Source organism: Streptomyces sp. NPDC102490 (assembly GCF_044765285.1).
Classification (GTDB): Bacteria; Actinomycetota; Actinomycetes; order Streptomycetales; family Streptomycetaceae; genus Streptomyces.
The window spans coordinates 439,107-454,536 of the sequence record NZ_JBIWJU010000004.1; the positions used below are offsets into that span (position 1 = coordinate 439,107).

The following is a 15,430-nucleotide window of genomic DNA, read 5'->3' on the forward strand; positions in this document are numbered from 1 at the left end:
GGGGAGCGCGGAACGACGAAGGCAGCCGCCACGCGCAGGACAACGGACGCGACCGAGGTGCGCGGGATGACGGACGCAGCCGCCACGCGGGGGACTACGGACGCGACCGGGGTGCGCAGGACGACCGGGACGACACGGCGCGCGAGACGCCGGGCACGACGACGAAGGAGTCGCGATGAGCAGCGAGCCGACGACCGGGGCGGCCCCGGCGCCCCGACCGGGCGGGCCCCTCCCCCACGACCTGCTGGACGACGCCGAGCGCCTGTCCCGGGAGCAGCTGCGCGAGCTCCAGCTGGACCGCCTGCGCGCGACCCTGCGGCACGCCTACGACAACGTCGAGCTGTACCGCAAGAAGTTCGACGCCGCCGGGGTCACGCCCGACGACTGCCGCACCCTGGCCGACCTGTCCCGGTTCCCCTTCACCACCAAGGCGGACCTGCGGGACACCTACCCCTTCGGCATGTTCGCCGTCCCGATGTCCGACGTACGGCGCGTGCACGCCTCCAGCGGCACCACCGGCCGCGCCACCGTCGTCGGGTACACGGACAACGACCTGTCCATGTGGGCGGACGTCGTGGCCCGTTCGATCCGCGCGGCCGGCGGCCGGCCGGGCCACAAGGTGCACATCTCCTACGGCTACGGCCTGTTCACCGGCGGCCTCGGCGCGCACTACGGCGCCGAGCGCGCCGGCTGCACGGTGATCCCCGCCTCCGGCGGCATGACGGCACGTCAGGTGCAGATCATCCAGGACTTCCGGCCCGAGATCATCATGGTCACCCCGTCCTACATGCTCACCCTGCTCGACGAGTTCGAGCGGCAGGGCGTCGATCCGCGCACCAGTTCCCTCAAGGTCGGTATCTTCGGCGCCGAGCCGTGGACCGAGGAGATGCGGCGCGAGATCGAGGAGCGCATGGACATCCACGCCGTGGACATCTACGGCCTGTCCGAGGTGATCGGCCCCGGCGTGGCGCAGGAGTGCGTCGAGACCAAGGACGGGCTGCACATCTGGGAGGACCACTTCTACCCCGAGGTGGTGGACCCGCTCACGGACGCCGTGCTGCCCGCGGGCGAGGAGGGCGAGATCGTCTTCACCTCTCTCACCAAGGAGGCGCTCCCGGTGATCCGCTACCGCACGCGCGACCTGACCCGCCTGCTGCCCGGCACCGCGCGTCCCGCCTTCCGCCGGATGCGGAAGGTCACCGGGCGCTGCGACGACATGATCATCCTGCGCGGGGTGAACGTCTTTCCCACCCAGGTCGAGGAGATCGTGCTGCGCACGCCGGGCGTCGCCCCGCACTTCCAGATCCGGCTCACCGAACGCGGCCGCATGGACCACATGACGGTGCGCGTCGAGGCCCGGCCCGACGCGGGTCCCGAGCAGCGCGAGGCAGCCGCGAGGGCGATCGGGCAGGGCGTCAAGGACGGGGTGGGCGTCACCGTGGAGGTGGAGGTCGTCGAGCCGGAGAGCCTGGAGCGCTCGCTCGGCAAGATCCGCCGGGTGTGGGACCTGCGGGGCGCGTGAAACGTGAGCACGGACACGTCCGTTCGTCGGTCGTGCTGGTGTGCGGGAAGAAACGGATGGGCAGTAAAGGCATGGTCGGGGGAGGTTGAGTACATCCTGGGGGGACATCCCGTGCGTGTGTGTGTGATCGGTGCAGGCCTGTCGGGGCTGGCGGTGGGCCATGCCCTGAAGGAGCGCGGCATCTCCTTCGTCTGTCTGGAGAAGGCGCCCGACGTGGGCGGCATCTGGCGGCAGCCGGGGGCCGGCGAGCGGGGCCCGGGCTATCAGTCCCTGCACCTGAACACCGCCAAGCAGCTGACCGGTTACGCGAACTTCCCGATGCCGTCCTCGTATCCGCTCTACCCCCGGCACAGCCAGGTCGCCGCCTATCTGCGGTCCTTCGCCGAGTGGGCGGGGCTGCTCGACCACGTCGAGCTGCGGACCGAGGTGCAGTCCGTCCGCCGGGAGCCGGACGGCACCTGGACGGTCGTCAGCCGGGGCCCGGACGGCGCGCGCAGCTCGCGCCGGTTCGAGCAGGTGGTCGTCGCCTCCGGCCACCACACCGACCCGGCCCTGCCCGACCCCCTTCCGGCCGGCGCGGAGTCCTTTGCCGGAACGATTCTTCACTCCCTCGACTACCGCGACGGCGGCGACTTCGCCGGCCGGCGCGTGGTCGTGGTGGGCCTCGGCGCCTCGGCGGTGGACATCGCCGCGGACCTCTCCCGGCACGCGGAGCGGACCCTGCTCTCGGTGCGCCGGGGACTGCACATCGTGCCCAAGCAGCTCTTCGGGATGTCGGTCGACGAGATCGCCGAGGCCCCGTGGTGGAACGAGATGTCCTTCGCCGAACGGCGTCAGTGGGTGGAGCAGGCCCTGCTGGTGGCCCGCGGCCGGCTGTCGGACTACGGCCTGCCCGAGCCCGACCACCCGGTCTTCTCCTCCGCGACGACCCTCTCGGACGAGATCCTCAGCCGGATCCGGCACGGGGCGGTGACCCCGAAGCCCGCGATCGCCTCGTTCGAGGGCGACCGGGTCGTGTTCATGGACGGCACTTCCGAGACCGCCGACGCGGTCGTCTACTGCACCGGCTTCCACATGACCTTCCCCTTCCTGCCCCCCGGCTGCCCGGTGGCGGCGGACGGCTCGGTCGAGCTGTACCGGCGGGTCGTCCCGGCGGACCGGCCCGGTCTGTACTTCGTGGGACTGGTGCGGCCCGTGGGCGCCATCACCCGGCTGGTGGAGGCGCAGGCCGCGTGGGTGGCCCGCCTGATCGACGGCGCCGCCGCACTGCCCGCCGCCGAGGAGATGCGCGAGGAGATCGGCGCGTACCTGGCCGGCATCGTCCAGCGCTACGGCCGGACCGAGGGCGCCTCGATCCAGGTCGACGTGGGTCCGTACCTGGCGGAGTTCCGGGAGTCGCTGCCCGTGTGACCGCCCCGCGGGGCGCGTACCTGCCCAGGGCTCCCGGTGGATCGCACCGGGAGCCCTGCCGCGTACGGACGGTCCGGTCAGGACACCGGGACCGGCCGGCGGACGGTCTCCACGACCGGCGGCCGGACCGCGTACGCCTCCGAGGAGAGGTACGCCGTCACCCGCGGCGGCTGCTCCCGCTGGTGGGCCAGGGCCAGGTAGGCGATCAGGCCCACCCCGTTTTCGGGCCGCCGCGCGGTGAGGGCGGCCAGGGCGCGGTCGAGCACGGAGACGTCCATGCCGTGGTGGCGCAGCACGCTCGTCGCCCGTGCCAGGGCCTCCCCGTCGTGCCGGACGTAGTCCCGCACCGGGATGTGCAGGGTGAACCCGCTCGGCCGCACGGTGCCGGTGTCGGTGAAGGCGTGGCAGGACAGGCCGGGCCGCCCGCCGAGCCCGGCCGTGTCGGGACCGAGGCCCGCGGCCGTGCGGAAGAAGCCCTCGACCGCCGCGGGCCCGGGGCCCGAGTCCATCCGGGACAGGTGCCCGGCCTGGGCGGCCGTGAGGTGGTCGTGGCGCACGTAGACCTTCGCCCGGGGTTCCGCCCAGTCCCCGAGGTCCAGGGCGAGGAACGGGTATCCGCTGCCCGGGGGCAGGCTGTCGAAGGCCCGGCGGTGCCCGAGCCGGTGCAGGGCTTCGCGCACCGTCGCGGCGGAACGTTCCTCCCCACGTGCCGCCGGGTTCAGATAGACCTTGACCCCGGGTACGCCGCCGGGCCTGAGTTCCAGGGCGCACCACAAAGCGAGGGGGCCGTGCGGAGCCGGTGGCAGGAACAGGTCCTGGACCGCGTCGAGGGCGTCGGTGGTGAAGTGCCAGCGCCGCGCCATCGTCCGGATCGCCTCGAGTCCGGCACGGCCGTTGAGAGCCAGGCTGTCTGCGCCGCAGCCCGGTTCCACGAGGACCCGCACGTCGGGTGCCGCGTCCGGCCGGAAGGAGAGGGAGAACTCGACGGGGGTGTGGTCGTCGGACAGGAAGGTGCGGGTGGGCGGCGCCAGACTCAGCGGCCGCTCGGCCACCGGGCCCAGTGCGTCGGTCAGGACCTGTGCGTAGGTCTCGACATCGGTCCGGGACATACCGGCGACCGCGCCGAGTCTTCGCAGCTGGCCGCCGGTGAAGGAGCCGAGCGTGGGTGCGCCCCGCGGGTCCGTGCCCCTCGGTGCGGCGGTCACCGGCCCGTCCCCGGCCGGAGCCGCACAAAGCGATACCCGCCTCGGGGGGCGGGTATCGGTGGGTTGGGCGCCGGGAAAGCGGCGTTCGTGGATATGTGGTCCACGACACCTCCTTTGACTCGTAAGCAACGTGAGTACCGCGTTGCTCACTACCCGTGCCGTTCGATCTTCATGCGAAAGGGACGGATCGGGAGGGTGTTGCGCACATCACCGTGTCAGCCAGTTGAGGAACTGGCTCCACATCCCCTTGTGTTCGGCCGGACGGGCCGCACCCGCGGCCTTCTCCTGCCCGGCCGCCGCGGTGGCCGGCCCCGGATCGGCGCGCCGCGCGGGGCGCACCGGGGTGAAGCGGGCCGGAAGCGTGGCCAGGGCCCGGTTGAAGGGGCCCGGACGCCACGTCAGGCTGTCCTCGGGAACGGCGAGTTCGACGTCGGGCAGTTCGTTGAGCAGGTGCTCGATGGCCGTGACCGTGATGTGCCGGGCCGGTTCCTTGGACGGGCAGGCGTGCGGGCCTGCACTCCAGGCGAGGTGGGCGCGGTTGCTGCCCGCCTGGCGGGAGGCATTGAGGGCCGGGCCGGTGTTGGCCGCGGCGAAGCTGACCAGGACCAGCTCGCCCGCCTGGAGGTGCTGTCCGGCGAGTTCGGTGTCGGCGGCCGGGTAGTGCGGGGCGTAGTTGGCCATGGGCGGGTTCTCCCACAGCGTGTCGTCGAGCGCCTCGTCGATCAGGCCGCCCTCGCGGGCGTACCGCTCGTGGGTCAGGAGCCGGTGCAGGGTGTTGCCGAGGAGGTTGCGCAAGGGCTCGGCTCCCGCGCCGAGCAGCAGGGCGAGCTGGTGGACCATCTCCTCGTCGTCCAGCCGGGCCTCGTGCTGCATCAGCCAGGAGGTGACGTCGTCACCGGGCTTGCGCCGCTTGAGTGCGACCAGCTCTCCGACCGCCTGGAAGAGCACCGCGGTGGCCTTCTCGGCGTTGACGCCGTCGAACATGCCGGAGATGCCGAACAGCACCCGGTCGCCGATGTCGGCGGGGCAGCCGAAGAGTTCGTTGAACACGAACAGCGGCAGTTGCCTGGCGTAGTCCCCGAGCAGGTCGGCCGAACCGCGGGCGCCGAACTGGGAGACGAGGTAGCCGGAGATCTGCTCGGTGCTGCGGCTCAGCCGCCGGGTGTCGACCCGCGCCATGCTGTCGGTGACCGCCTGGCGCAGCCTGAGGTGGTCGGCCCCGTCGGCGAACATGCAGTTGGGCCGGTAGGCCAGCAGCGGCACGACCGGGCTGTCGGGGCTCACCTTGCCCTCGTTGAAGGCCCGCCAGCGGCGCGCGTCCTTGCGGAAGCTGCCGGAGTCCTGGAGCAGTTGGAGCGCCGCCACGTAGTCCGTGACCAGCGTCGCCTCGACGCCCGGGGCCAGTTCGACGGGGGCCGCGGCCCCGTAGTGGCGCAGGTACTCGTAGTACGCCTGCGGGTCGGCGGCGAACTCCGGCCCGTGCAGCGGCACCCGGGCGCCGGAGCCGTGGGCCGGGCAGCCGGGCGGCGGCACCGGGGCGGTGTCGTGGGCGTTCATGTCTGCTCCCAGCTCCTAGCGGGTGCGGTCCAGCAAGTAGCGGACGAGGGTGGTCAGTGCGGCGGCCGAGGACTTCTCGTCGCGGGCGTCGCAGGTGACGACGGGGGTGTCGTCGAGCAGGTCGAGCGCCTCGCGCAGCGCCCGCTCGTCGCGCAGCGGCGTGCCGTCGAAGTGGTTGACGGCGATGGCGTAGTCGAGCCCGTAGTGCTCGATGAGGTCGATCACGGGGAAGGAGTCCGCCAGCCGCTGCGGGTCGACCAGCACCAGGGCGCCGAGCGCGCCGCGGGCCATGTCCTCCCACATCTGCACGAAGCGCTGCTGGCCGGGGGTGCCGAACAGGTAGAGCACGACGCGGTCGCTGATGGTGAGGCGACCGAAGTCCATGGCGACCGTGGTGGTGGTCTTGCCCTGGACGCCCTTGAGGTCGTCGACCGACTCGGCGGCCTGCGTCATCGTCTCCTCGGTGGACAGCGGCTCGATCTCGGAGATGGAGCCGATGAGGGTGGTCTTGCCCACCGCGAAGTGGCCGACGACGAGGATCTTCACCGCCGTCTGGGTCGCTCCCCCGCGTACGTAGTCCCGCTCATCCAAACTTGGCGCGGAGCCCATTGAGCACCTCCTCCAGGATCTCCTTGTCCGCGAGGCGGGCGCGGGCCACCGGCGGGCGGGTCATGAGGTGTCCGCCTTCCATCAGGGAGGCCAGCAGGATCCGCACGACGCCGAGCGGGAAGTGGGTGTGTCCGGCGATCTCGGCGACCGAGAGGTAGCCGGCGGAGCAGAGGTCGAGCAGGCTCTGCTCCTCGGGGGACAGCCGGGCCGGCCGCTGCGGCTGCCCGGCACAGGCGGTGACCAGGGTGATGAGGGAGAGGTCGTCCTCGTCGGGCAGGCCGCGGCCCTTGGTGATGACGTACGGCCGCACTAATTCCGGCGCCTCGGGCTGCCAGCCGTCGTGGCCGCTCATGAGCGGGCGCCCAGGTTCTCGCGCGGCGGCGTCGTCAGCCGCTTGCCGAGCTGGGCCACGAGCTGCTGCATGCGGAAGGTGATGTCCGCCATGTCGACCTCCGGGGAGGCGGACACGCCGAGGTAGGCGCCCTCCCCCGCGGAGATCAGGAACACCCAGCCGCCGTCGAACTCGACCAGCGTCTGCCGCCAGGTCTGGGTGGGGTCCTCACAGAAGAAGGCGAGGGTGCGGCTGAGCGACTGCACGCCGCTCATCGCGGCGGCGACCCGGTCGGCGTCGTCCTTGTCGAAGTCCTGCGTCCGGGCCATCAGCAGGCCGTCGGCGGAGATCAGGACCGCGTGCAGGGCCCCGGGAATCTCCAGGGCGCTGTCGAGCATCCATGACAGATCGTCGTTCACGAGACCTCATGTCCTTCGCTGCTTGCACCAGGTGTGTCGCTCGTCCGGCCGGCGTGGTCCGGGCTCGCCGGTTCGGTGACCCGGCCGGACTGCGTTCCGCGCTGGAAGGCACCCATGACCTGTGCCTGCTCGGAGTCGGAGCGGCCCGCCGCGCGCGGGGCGGAGGCGCTGCCGGGCACGATGGCCATCGGCCGCTTGCGGCGGCGCCGGGGCAGGCCGTCACCGGTCTCGGAGGAGGCCAGCGACGCGGCCTCCGGTCCGCCGTCCGGGACCGGCCGGGCCGTGCCGCGGGCGGCGGGGGCCGCCGCGGGGGCGGGGGCCTTCTTCTCCGGCATGGCGGTGAGCAGTTCGTGCGGCAGCAGGACCACCGCCCGTACACCTCCGTAGGGGGAGGAGGAGTCCACCGACACCTCGAAGCCGAATCGTTCGCACAGCAGGCCGATGACGGCGAAGCCGAACTGGGGCGGGTTGCCGAGCCCCGCCACGCCGGAGGCGCGCTCGGTGGCGAGCAGCTTGTCGGCGCGGGCCCGCTCCTCGTCGCTCATGCCCACACCGGCGTCGTCGACCACGACGCAGATGCCCTTGGGGACGGTCCGGATGTTGATCTCGACGACGGTGTCCGGGCTGGAGTAGCTGGTGGCGTTGTCGAGCAGCTCGGCGAGGGCCAGGGCGACGGGCTCGACGGCCCGGCTGGTGATCCCGAAGTCGACCTGGGAGAGGATGTCCACCCGGCGGAAGTGCCGGATGCGTCCCTGGGCGCTGCGCACCACGTCGTAGACGGAGGCGGTGTCGCGCCGCCCGCCGAGCCAGCCGTCGCACAGCACGGCGATGGACTGGGCCCGCCGGCCGAACTGCGAGTTGGTGTGGTCGATCTCCAGCAGGTCCTGGAGGAGGGCCGAGTCGCCGTACTTGTTCTGCAACCGGGAGAGCACCAGCTGCTGTTCGGCGGCCAGGCCCTGAAGGGTCCGCATCGCGGATTTCAGCACCGTCTTGGTCTCGTCCTCGGCCCGCTCCTGGGCGGCCTGCACGGACTTCCCGTAATCGTTCTCCAGCTCGGTGTAGTGATCCCTGAGCCCCTGGACCTGCTGCCGCAACGCCCGTGCCGCCTTGCGCTGGCGGTTGATGAACACGGCGGCGGCGACGAGGGCGACGAGGGCGACCCAGAGCAATGGGTTCCCTGTGTATTCCGTCATAAGACTCTCTTCAGGCGACTGACAGCCGGCTTGCTGAATTCCCGTCCGTGCGGGCGGCCCGGTGGACTGCCCGCGCCGGGGGGTCGCTGCCCGGGCTGCCCGTTACGTCGGGGATGCCGTCTTTCATCCATCCGCCCGCTCCGCAAACGCGGTGATCGTATCACCGCATGATCAGCTGAGTTCACGTCAAGAAGTGTCCACACGGGACCGGTTGAGACCGGCGGACACGTCGGCCTGGGCGGTGGGTACAGTCGGCCCCGTGAAAGATGCCCAAGACACCTTCCGGCCGAGTACGGGCCCGGCGCCGGGCGGTACGGGGTGACTCCGGAGGCCATGGCCGCGGTGTTCGCGGCGGGCGTCGGGGCCGGCGCCATCAACAGCGTCGTGGGCTCCGGCACGCTGATCACCTTTCCGGTGCTGCTGGCCACGGGTCTGCCGCCGGTCACCGCCACCGTCTCCAACGCGCTCGGCCTCATCCCCGGCTCCATCAGCGGGGCCATCGGTTATCGCGAGGAGCTGCGCGGGCAGCGCCGGCGGGTCCTGAAACTGGGGTCCGGGGCGCTGCTGGGCGGCCTCGCGGGCGCCACGCTCCTGCTCACGCTGCCCGCCGACGCCTTCGAGACGATCGTGCCGGTCCTGGTGGGCCTCGCCCTGCTCCTTGTGGCGTTCCAGCCGCAGATCGGCCGGCTGGTCCAGCGCCGCCGGGCCCGCGACGGCACCTCCCCGCGCCGCGACGGCGGCCCGCTGCTCTTCACCGGCCTGACGCTGGCCAGCGTCTACGGCGGCTACTTCACCGCCGCCCAGGGGATCATCTACCTGTCCCTGATGGGCATGCTCCTGGACGAACCCCTGCAACGGCTCAACGCGACCAAGAACGTCCTCGCCGCGGTCGTCAACACCGTCGCCGCGCTCTTCTTCCTCTTCGCCGCGGACTTCGAGTGGACCGCCGTGGGACTCCTCGCGGTCGGCTCGGGCCTCGGCGGCTACGTCGGCGCGAAGGTGGGCCGCCGCTTCAGTCCCGCGGTCCTGCGGGGTCTGGTGGTGACGGTCGGCACGGTCGCCCTGGTGCAACTGCTGCTCCGCTGAGACCTCGCCGACCGCTCCCCGGAACGCGGTGCGCCGCCCCGGTCCCGCCGCCCGGCATAACACCGCGTTATGCGAAGCCGGGATTGTTCCGGCCGGGGCCGGTCCCGACATGCTGTGGGCGCCCCCACACACCCGCACGCGCCCCGGCGCGTGTCGTCGGAATCGAGGAGCCTTGCGCACAACGAGACTCGTCCCCACCCTGCTGGCCGCCCTCGTGGCCGCGCTGCTGTCCGCCCTCACCCTCGCGCCGTCCGCCTCGGCGGCGGAGCCCCGGCCCGGTGACGGCGGCCCCCGGCCGATCATCGGCGGCGGCTACGCGCAGAACGCCCCCTGGGCGGCCAGGCTGTTCTCCAACGGCACCCAGACCTGCACGTCGACCATCATCTCCCCCACCTGGATCCTCACCGCCAAGCACTGCGTCAGCGGTGGCAACCTGTCCTTCCGCATCGGCAGCCTCGACCAGGGCTCCGGCGGCACGGTGGCGAACGGCGTCCAGACCGTCACCAGCCCCTCGGCGGACCTCGCGCTGGTCCGGCTGGACCGCTCCGTCTCCGCCTCCTACGCGCGGCTCGGGCAGCCGGGCACGGTGCGGGTCGGCCAGACCGTGCAGGTCTACGGCTGGGGAGCGACCTCCCGGTGCGGCTCGGAGATCAACTGCCAGTCCCCGTACCTCAAGGTCGCCAACGTGAGCGTCACCCAGGGCTGTTACGACGCCTACTACGGTCAGGCGATATGCGCCCGGCCCGTCGACGGCATCACCGCGGGCGGCGACTCCGGCGGTCCGATGATGGCCGGCGGTGTCCAGGTCGGCGTCGCCTCCACCAGCGACCGGCAGACCACCACGGCGTACACCAACGTGACCGCCTACCGTTCCTGGATCCAGTCGGTGGCGGGCGTCTGATCCCTCCCGCCCTCCGCCGCCGGTCGCGCGCCCGGTGCCGCCGCTCACCGTCCAGGGAGCGGACGGCCCGGGCAGGCGCGTGGCGAGTACATCTAGTGTTCGGGGTGACGACCGAGGGGTGTATCGCGCGCGAAGGAGTCACGCATGACCGGCCAGACAGCCAGCTCCCGGAGGGACGAGCACGAGGCGGCCGTGCTCCGGCTCCAGGACGTGAGCGTGCGCCGCTTCACGACCGACCAGCTGATCCTCGACACCGTCGACTGGACGGTCCGGCCGGGCGAGCACTGGGCTCTGCTGGGGGCCAACGGCGCCGGGAAGACCACCCTGCTGCGGCTGCTCGGCGCGCTCATGCACCCGACCAGGGGCACGGTCGAGGTTCTCGGCAGCCGGCTCGGCCGGGTGGACGTCCGTGAGCTGCGGGCGCGCATCGGCCACGTCAACTCCGTCCAGCGGGTGCCGCAGGACCTCACCGCCCACGCGGTCGTTCTCACCGGGCACAGCGGCACCGTGCAGCCCCTGTGGCGGACGTACGACGAGGAGGTCCGCCTGCGGGCCCGCGACCTCCTGACCGAGCTGGGCGTCAAGGAGCTGACCGACCGGCCCTACGGCGTCTGCTCGGGCGGGCAGCGGGCCCGGGTCCTGATCGCCAGGGCGCTGATGGCCGATCCGGCGCTGCTGCTCCTGGACGAGCCGTTCAACGCCCTGGACCTGCCTTCCCGCGAGGACCTCGTCGAGGCGATGCACCAACTGGCCGAGGGGCGGCCGCAGCTGGCCACCGTGACGGTCACCCACCATCTGGAGGAGCTGTTCCCGGCCGTCAGCCACGCCCTGCTGCTGCGCGAGGGGCGGGTCCTGTCCCGGGGCGCGGTGGACGAGGTCCTGACCGATTCCCTGCTGACCGCCTGCTTCGGCCGGGACATCACGGTGACCCGGCGCGACGGCCGCTGGTCGGCCTACTCGGGCCGCCGCGTTTCCGGAACATGACACCCCCACGAAGGTGTCGTTGCACTACCGGCGGAGCCGGCCGGTAGCCCTTGACCGGGTTTCACCCCCTGGTTAGCGTCCACGGCATGCGGACATCCCGGCAGTTCACGAAGCGGCGCGCCATCGATCTGATGCGCGTCGCCACCGCGGTGTGTAGCTGAACCCCACCGCCCGGCTGCCCCTTTCTCCCGTATCCCGTGAAGGCCGTCATGACCTCTCGCACACCCCTGCCCGGATTTGGGCGCCGTTCCGTCCTGGCCGCACTGGCCCTCCCGTTCGCCCTCGCCTCCTGCGTGGCCCAGGCCGGGTCCACGGCGGACGCCAGGGACGTCTCGAAGGAGCGGATCCCGGCCGCGGTCGCCCGCGACACCACGCTCACGGTCGGAGCGCCCGACCTCAAGGTCGCCCTCGAACTGTCGGGGCAGATCGACGCACTGCCCTTCAAGGTGAAGTGGGCCAACATCAGCGGCGGCCCCCAGTGCTCGGAGGCCTTCCGCGCCGACGCCCTCGACGTCTGCTCGGCCGCGGACATCCCGTCGATCAACGCGCACTGGACGGGCCTCGACACGAAGCTCGTGGCGGTGAAGTTCCGCACCGATCCGCTCGAGAACCCCATCTACGAACTGGGCACGGCCCCGGGTTCCGGTATCAAGACCCTCGCGGACCTGCGCGGGAAGAAGATCGCCTACAGCCCGGGGCAGGCCCAGGGCGCACTGGTGCTGCGCATCCTCCACAAGGCCGGACTTACCCAGCAGGACGTCGAACTGGTCGAACTCGCGAGCACCGGTGACGTCTATCCCACCGCGCTGGGGAACCGCCAGGTGGACGCCGCCCCCATCGCGGACGTCAACATCAAGCGCTATCTGGCGAACTACGGGAAGGAGGGCGGTGCGACGATCAAGCACGGGCTGCGGGACGACCCGGCACATCTGTGGGCGCTGACCGACTCCGTCGCCGACGCGCAGAAGTCGGCGGCCGTCCGTGAACTCGTGAAGTTCTGGGCACGGGCCCAGATATGGATCGACCGGCACCCGAAGGAGTGGGTCGCGGGCTATTACGTGAAGGACCAGGGCCTGGACCGCGAGGACGGCGAGTACCTGGTGCGGCGAGCCGGCCATCCGGACCTGCCCGCCGACTGGACCGAGGCCGTCCACCGGCAGCAGCAGACCATCGACCTGCTGGCCGAGGAGCAGGACCGCGAACCGTTCGACGCGGGCCTGCTCTTCGACCGCCGCTACGAGGCGGTGGCCGCGCGGGCCGTCGCCGGTGAGGGGGCGTCGTCATGAGCACCACGGTCCTGGACGAGCAGGCACTGCCGGCGACCCCGTCGGCACCGGCCGCGGTCCGCCCCCGCCGCTCCCGCCGCGGGCGTCCGGGCCCCGGCAGGCCCGTCCCGTACGGCTGGGCGATCGGCCCGGTGCTGCTGCTCGTCCTCTGGGCGGCGGGCTCGGCACTCGGTCTCTTCGACGCCCGCAGCCTGCCCGCGCCATGGACCATCGCCGGTACCGCCGGCGATCTCGTCGACAGCGGCAAGCTCCCGTCCCATCTCGCCACCTCCGCCCAACGCGCGCTTCTGGGCCTGCTGTTCGGGGTCGCGGCCGGGCTGGTGCTCGCGCTCGTCTCCGGTCTCAGCCGCGTCGGCGAGGCGGTGATCGACGGCCCCGTGCAGATCAAGCGGTCCATTCCCTCGCTCGCCCTGATCCCGCTGCTGATCCTCTGGTTCGGCATCGGCGAGACGATGAAGGTCGTCACGATCGCCCTCGGTGTTCTCGTACCGGTCTACATCCACACGCACAACGGACTGCGCACCATCGACAGCCGATACGCGGAACTCGCCGAGACGGTGCGCCTGGGCCGGTTCGCCTTCGTCCGGCACGTGGTCCTCCCCGGCGCCCTGCCCGGCTTCCTGCTCGGCATGCGGTTCGCGGTGACCTCGGCCTGGCTGGCCCTGGTGGTGGTGGAGCAGGTCAACGCCACCAGCGGCATCGGCTACATGATGGAGCTGGCGCGGACGTACGGGCAGACCGACGTCATCATCGTCGGCCTCGTCGTGTACGGCCTGCTCGGCCTGGCCTCGGACGCACTCGTACGGCTCGTGGAGAGGAGGGCCCTGTCATGGCGGCGCACGCTGGCGGGCTGAAGGCGACCGGGGGCCGCGCGGCGGTCCGCATCGAGAACCTGGTGCGTTCCTTCGGCGACCGCAGGGTACTGGACGGGCTCGACCTGTCCATCGCGCCCGGGGAGTTCGTGGCGCTCCTGGGCCGCAGCGGCTCCGGCAAGAGCACGCTGCTGCGGGCCCTGGCCGGGCTCGACCACGAGGTGGCGGGCAGCGGCGACCTCACCGCCCCCGAGCACGTGTCCGTCGTCTTCCAGGACGCGCGGCTGCTGCCCTGGAAGCGGCTGCTCGACAACGTCGTGCTGGGCCTGTCCGGCCCGTCCGCCGGGGCCCGGGGGCGCGACGCGCTCACCGAGGTCGGGCTCGCCGGGCGCGAACGGGCCTGGCCGGTGGAGCTGTCCGGCGGTGAACAGCAGCGCGTCTCGCTCGCCCGCTCCCTGGTGCGCGAGCCGCAACTGCTGCTCGCCGACGAGCCGTTCGGCGCGCTGGACGCGCTGACCCGCATCCGGATGCACACCCTGCTGCGGCGGCTGTGCGAGCGGCACCGGCCCGCCGTGCTGCTCGTCACCCACGACGTCGACGAGGCCATCGCGCTCGCGGACCGGGTCGTAGTGCTGGACCGGGGCCGGATCGCGGCCGACCTGCCCGTGGAACTCACCGCGCCGCGCCGCCCCGGCGGCACCGCGTACGCGGCCCTGCGCGGCCGGCTGCTCGCCCACCTGGGCGTGGACGTCACCGAGGGCATCGGCAACGCCGAGGAGGAGAACGCGGCATGAGCGCCCGGACCCTGCGTCTGAACCTGTTCGTCTACCCGGGCGGGCACCACGAGGCCGCCTGGCGGTACCACGGCACCGACCCGCAACGCGTCCTGGACATCGGCTTCTACCAGGACCTCGCCCGGCGGGCGGAAGCGGCCGCCTTCGACGCCGTGTTCTTCGCCGACGGGCCGTCCCTGGCGGACAACGTGCGCTACGCCAGCCGCTTCCGGCTCGAACCGTTCACCTGGCTGTCGGCCGTCGCCGCGGCCACCGAACGCATCGGCCTGATCGCCACCGCCTCGACCACGTACACGGAGCCGTACAACCTGGCCCGGCTCTTCTCCTCCCTGGACCACCTCAGCGGGGGCCGGGCCGGCTGGAACATCGTCACCACCGGCGCCCCGCAGGCCGCCGCGAACTTCGGCCTCGACGAGCACCCGGTGCACGCCGAACGGTACGCACGCGCGCGGGAGTTCGTGGAGGTGGTGACGAAGCTGTGGGACAGCTGGGAGGACGAGGCACTCGTCGTCGACCAGAAGTCCGGCGTGTTCGCCGACACCGACCGCATCCACGAGATCAACCACACGGGGCCCCGGCTGAAGGTGCGCGGACCCCTGAACCTCCCCCGCTCCCCGCAGGGCCGCCCGGTGTACGTCCAGGCGGGATCGTCCGAGGACGGCCGCTCCTTCGCCGCCGCGTACGCCGAGGCCGTGTTCACGGCACACCAGACGCTGCGCGGCGGCCAGGAGTTCTACGCCGACCTCAAGGCGCGGGCCGGGGCGCTCGGCCGTGACCCGGACCGGCTGCTCGTCCTGCCCGGCATCAGCCCCTTCATCGGCTCGACCGAGGCGGAGGCACGGGCGCTGCAGAAGGAGTTCGACGAACTCACCCAGCCCGAGTACTCGCTCCAGCTGCTGCGGCGCCTGCTGGGTCTGGAACTGAGCGCCGCCGAACTGGACGGTCCCGTGCCCCGGCAGCTCATCGAGACCCGGGGCGAGCGCGGCAACGGCAGCCGCTTCCGGCTGGTCCTGGACATCATCGACCGTGAACAGCCCACGGTGCGCGAGCTGCTGCACCGGCTCGCGGGCGCCCGCGGCCACCGCGTGGTGGCCGGGACACCCGAGCAGGTCACCGACCAGCTCCAGGAGTGGTTCGAGCACGGGGCGGCCGACGGCTTCAACGTCATGCCGCCCTGGCTGACCGGGGGTTTCGACCTCTTCGCCGACCAGGTGGTGCCGCTCCTGCGGGAACGGGGCCTGTTCCGGACCGCGTACGACGGCGCCACGCTGCGCGAGCACTACGGCCTGCCGCGGCCCGCCGCCGAACCCGTCCGCTGAAG

General features: G+C 72.2%; 16 protein-coding genes. 10 read left to right on the forward strand and 6 right to left on the reverse strand.

Features of this window, described 5'->3' with window-relative positions:
- The first annotated feature begins 175 nt into the window (after positions 1-175).
- Positions 176-1,522 carry a phenylacetate--CoA ligase PaaK gene (gene paaK / locus ACIRGB_RS11230; RefSeq protein WP_403861707.1) on the forward strand — a complete coding sequence of 449 codons (1,347 nt, stop codon included), beginning with the start codon at positions 176-178 and terminating at the stop codon, positions 1,520-1,522.
- Between the two features lie 111 nt (positions 1,523-1,633).
- Positions 1,634-2,932 (forward strand): flavin-containing monooxygenase, encoded by a 1,299-nt coding sequence (locus ACIRGB_RS11235; protein ID WP_403861710.1) that lies wholly within the window; start codon positions 1,634-1,636, stop codon positions 2,930-2,932.
- Between the two features lie 77 nt (positions 2,933-3,009).
- On the opposite strand, the gene ACIRGB_RS11240 is transcribed toward ACIRGB_RS11235, so the two are convergent.
- The 6 genes from ACIRGB_RS11240 to ACIRGB_RS11265 form a co-directional block, all read right to left on the reverse strand.
- Positions 3,010-4,137, reverse strand: a complete 1,128-nt coding sequence (locus ACIRGB_RS11240) for a tryptophan dimethylallyltransferase family protein (RefSeq protein WP_403861713.1) — start codon at positions 4,135-4,137, stop codon at positions 3,010-3,012.
- Between the two features lie 207 nt (positions 4,138-4,344).
- Positions 4,345-5,694 (reverse strand): cytochrome P450, encoded by a 1,350-nt coding sequence (locus tag ACIRGB_RS11245; protein ID WP_403861716.1) that lies wholly within the window; start codon positions 5,692-5,694, stop codon positions 4,345-4,347.
- A gap of 15 nt (positions 5,695-5,709) precedes the next feature.
- Positions 5,710-6,303, reverse strand: a complete 594-nt coding sequence (locus ACIRGB_RS11250) for a GTP-binding protein (RefSeq protein WP_403861719.1) — start codon at positions 6,301-6,303, stop codon at positions 5,710-5,712.
- Positions 6,278-6,655 (reverse strand): DUF742 domain-containing protein, encoded by a 378-nt coding sequence (locus ACIRGB_RS11255; protein WP_403861722.1) that lies wholly within the window; start codon positions 6,653-6,655, stop codon positions 6,278-6,280. The genes ACIRGB_RS11250 and ACIRGB_RS11255 overlap by 26 nt, the downstream gene beginning before the upstream one ends.
- Positions 6,652-7,053, reverse strand: a complete 402-nt coding sequence (locus ACIRGB_RS11260) for a roadblock/LC7 domain-containing protein (RefSeq protein WP_030183598.1) — start codon at positions 7,051-7,053, stop codon at positions 6,652-6,654. The genes ACIRGB_RS11255 and ACIRGB_RS11260 overlap by 4 nt, the downstream gene beginning before the upstream one ends.
- Complete coding sequence (locus ACIRGB_RS11265) at positions 7,050-8,246, reverse strand: ATP-binding protein (RefSeq protein WP_403861726.1); 1,197 nt, start codon at positions 8,244-8,246, stop codon at positions 7,050-7,052. Before ACIRGB_RS11265 ends, ACIRGB_RS11260 begins: the two co-directional genes overlap by 4 nt.
- A 333-nt stretch (positions 8,247-8,579) precedes the next feature.
- On the opposite strand from ACIRGB_RS11265, the gene ACIRGB_RS11270 reads away from it, so the two are divergent.
- From ACIRGB_RS11270 to ACIRGB_RS11305, 8 genes are all read left to right on the forward strand, one after another.
- The gene (locus tag ACIRGB_RS11270; RefSeq protein ID WP_403861729.1) at positions 8,580-9,332 is read left to right on the forward strand and encodes a sulfite exporter TauE/SafE family protein; all 753 of its coding nucleotides are present in this window, start codon (positions 8,580-8,582) and stop codon (positions 9,330-9,332) included.
- 172 nt (positions 9,333-9,504) lie between these two features.
- Positions 9,505-10,233, forward strand: coding sequence for a S1 family peptidase (locus ACIRGB_RS11275; RefSeq protein WP_403861732.1), 729 nt, complete (start codon positions 9,505-9,507; stop codon positions 10,231-10,233).
- Between the two features lie 144 nt (positions 10,234-10,377).
- Entirely contained in the window at positions 10,378-11,217 is an 840-nt protein-coding gene (locus tag ACIRGB_RS11280) for an ABC transporter ATP-binding protein (RefSeq protein ID WP_403861735.1), read from the forward strand.
- Positions 11,218-11,303: 86 nt separating this feature from the next.
- Positions 11,304-11,378 carry a putative leader peptide gene (locus ACIRGB_RS11285; RefSeq protein ID WP_352146619.1) on the forward strand — a complete coding sequence of 25 codons (75 nt, stop codon included), beginning with the start codon at positions 11,304-11,306 and terminating at the stop codon, positions 11,376-11,378.
- A gap of 48 nt (positions 11,379-11,426) precedes the next feature.
- Positions 11,427-12,503 carry an ABC transporter substrate-binding protein gene (locus ACIRGB_RS11290; RefSeq protein WP_403861738.1) on the forward strand — a complete coding sequence of 359 codons (1,077 nt, stop codon included), beginning with the start codon at positions 11,427-11,429 and terminating at the stop codon, positions 12,501-12,503.
- Entirely contained in the window at positions 12,500-13,357 is an 858-nt protein-coding gene (locus ACIRGB_RS11295) for an ABC transporter permease (protein WP_403861741.1), read from the forward strand. The genes ACIRGB_RS11290 and ACIRGB_RS11295 overlap by 4 nt, the downstream gene beginning before the upstream one ends.
- Entirely contained in the window at positions 13,333-14,109 is a 777-nt protein-coding gene (locus tag ACIRGB_RS11300) for an ABC transporter ATP-binding protein (protein ID WP_403861744.1), read from the forward strand. Before ACIRGB_RS11295 ends, ACIRGB_RS11300 begins: the two co-directional genes overlap by 25 nt.
- Entirely contained in the window at positions 14,106-15,428 is a 1,323-nt protein-coding gene (locus ACIRGB_RS11305) for an LLM class flavin-dependent oxidoreductase (RefSeq protein WP_403861747.1), read from the forward strand. Before ACIRGB_RS11300 ends, ACIRGB_RS11305 begins: the two co-directional genes overlap by 4 nt.
- Positions 15,429-15,430: the final 2 nt, after the last annotated feature.

What these genes read in the sequence shown, in the direction of transcription:
- paaK (WP_403861707.1), top strand. Translation starts at nt 176, where the DNA reads ATGAGCAGCGAGCCGACGACCGGGGCGGCCCCGGCGCCCCGACCGGGC.
- ACIRGB_RS11245 (WP_403861716.1), bottom strand. Translation starts at nt 5,694, where the DNA reads ATGAACGCCCACGACACCGCCCCGGTGCCGCCGCCCGGCTGCCCGGCC.
- ACIRGB_RS11250 (WP_403861719.1), bottom strand. Translation starts at nt 6,303, where the DNA reads ATGGGCTCCGCGCCAAGTTTGGATGAGCGGGACTACGTACGCGGGGGA.
- ACIRGB_RS11255 (WP_403861722.1), bottom strand. Translation starts at nt 6,655, where the DNA reads ATGAGCGGCCACGACGGCTGGCAGCCCGAGGCGCCGGAATTAGTGCGG.
- ACIRGB_RS11265 (WP_403861726.1), bottom strand. Translation starts at nt 8,246, where the DNA reads ATGACGGAATACACAGGGAACCCATTGCTCTGGGTCGCCCTCGTCGCC.
- ACIRGB_RS11270 (WP_403861729.1), top strand. Translation starts at nt 8,580, where the DNA reads ATGGCCGCGGTGTTCGCGGCGGGCGTCGGGGCCGGCGCCATCAACAGC.
- ACIRGB_RS11280 (WP_403861735.1), top strand. Translation starts at nt 10,378, where the DNA reads ATGACCGGCCAGACAGCCAGCTCCCGGAGGGACGAGCACGAGGCGGCC.
- ACIRGB_RS11290 (WP_403861738.1), top strand. Translation starts at nt 11,427, where the DNA reads ATGACCTCTCGCACACCCCTGCCCGGATTTGGGCGCCGTTCCGTCCTG.
- ACIRGB_RS11295 (WP_403861741.1), top strand. Translation starts at nt 12,500, where the DNA reads ATGAGCACCACGGTCCTGGACGAGCAGGCACTGCCGGCGACCCCGTCG.
- ACIRGB_RS11300 (WP_403861744.1), top strand. Translation starts at nt 13,333, where the DNA reads ATGGCGGCGCACGCTGGCGGGCTGAAGGCGACCGGGGGCCGCGCGGCG.
- ACIRGB_RS11305 (WP_403861747.1), top strand. Translation starts at nt 14,106, where the DNA reads ATGAGCGCCCGGACCCTGCGTCTGAACCTGTTCGTCTACCCGGGCGGG.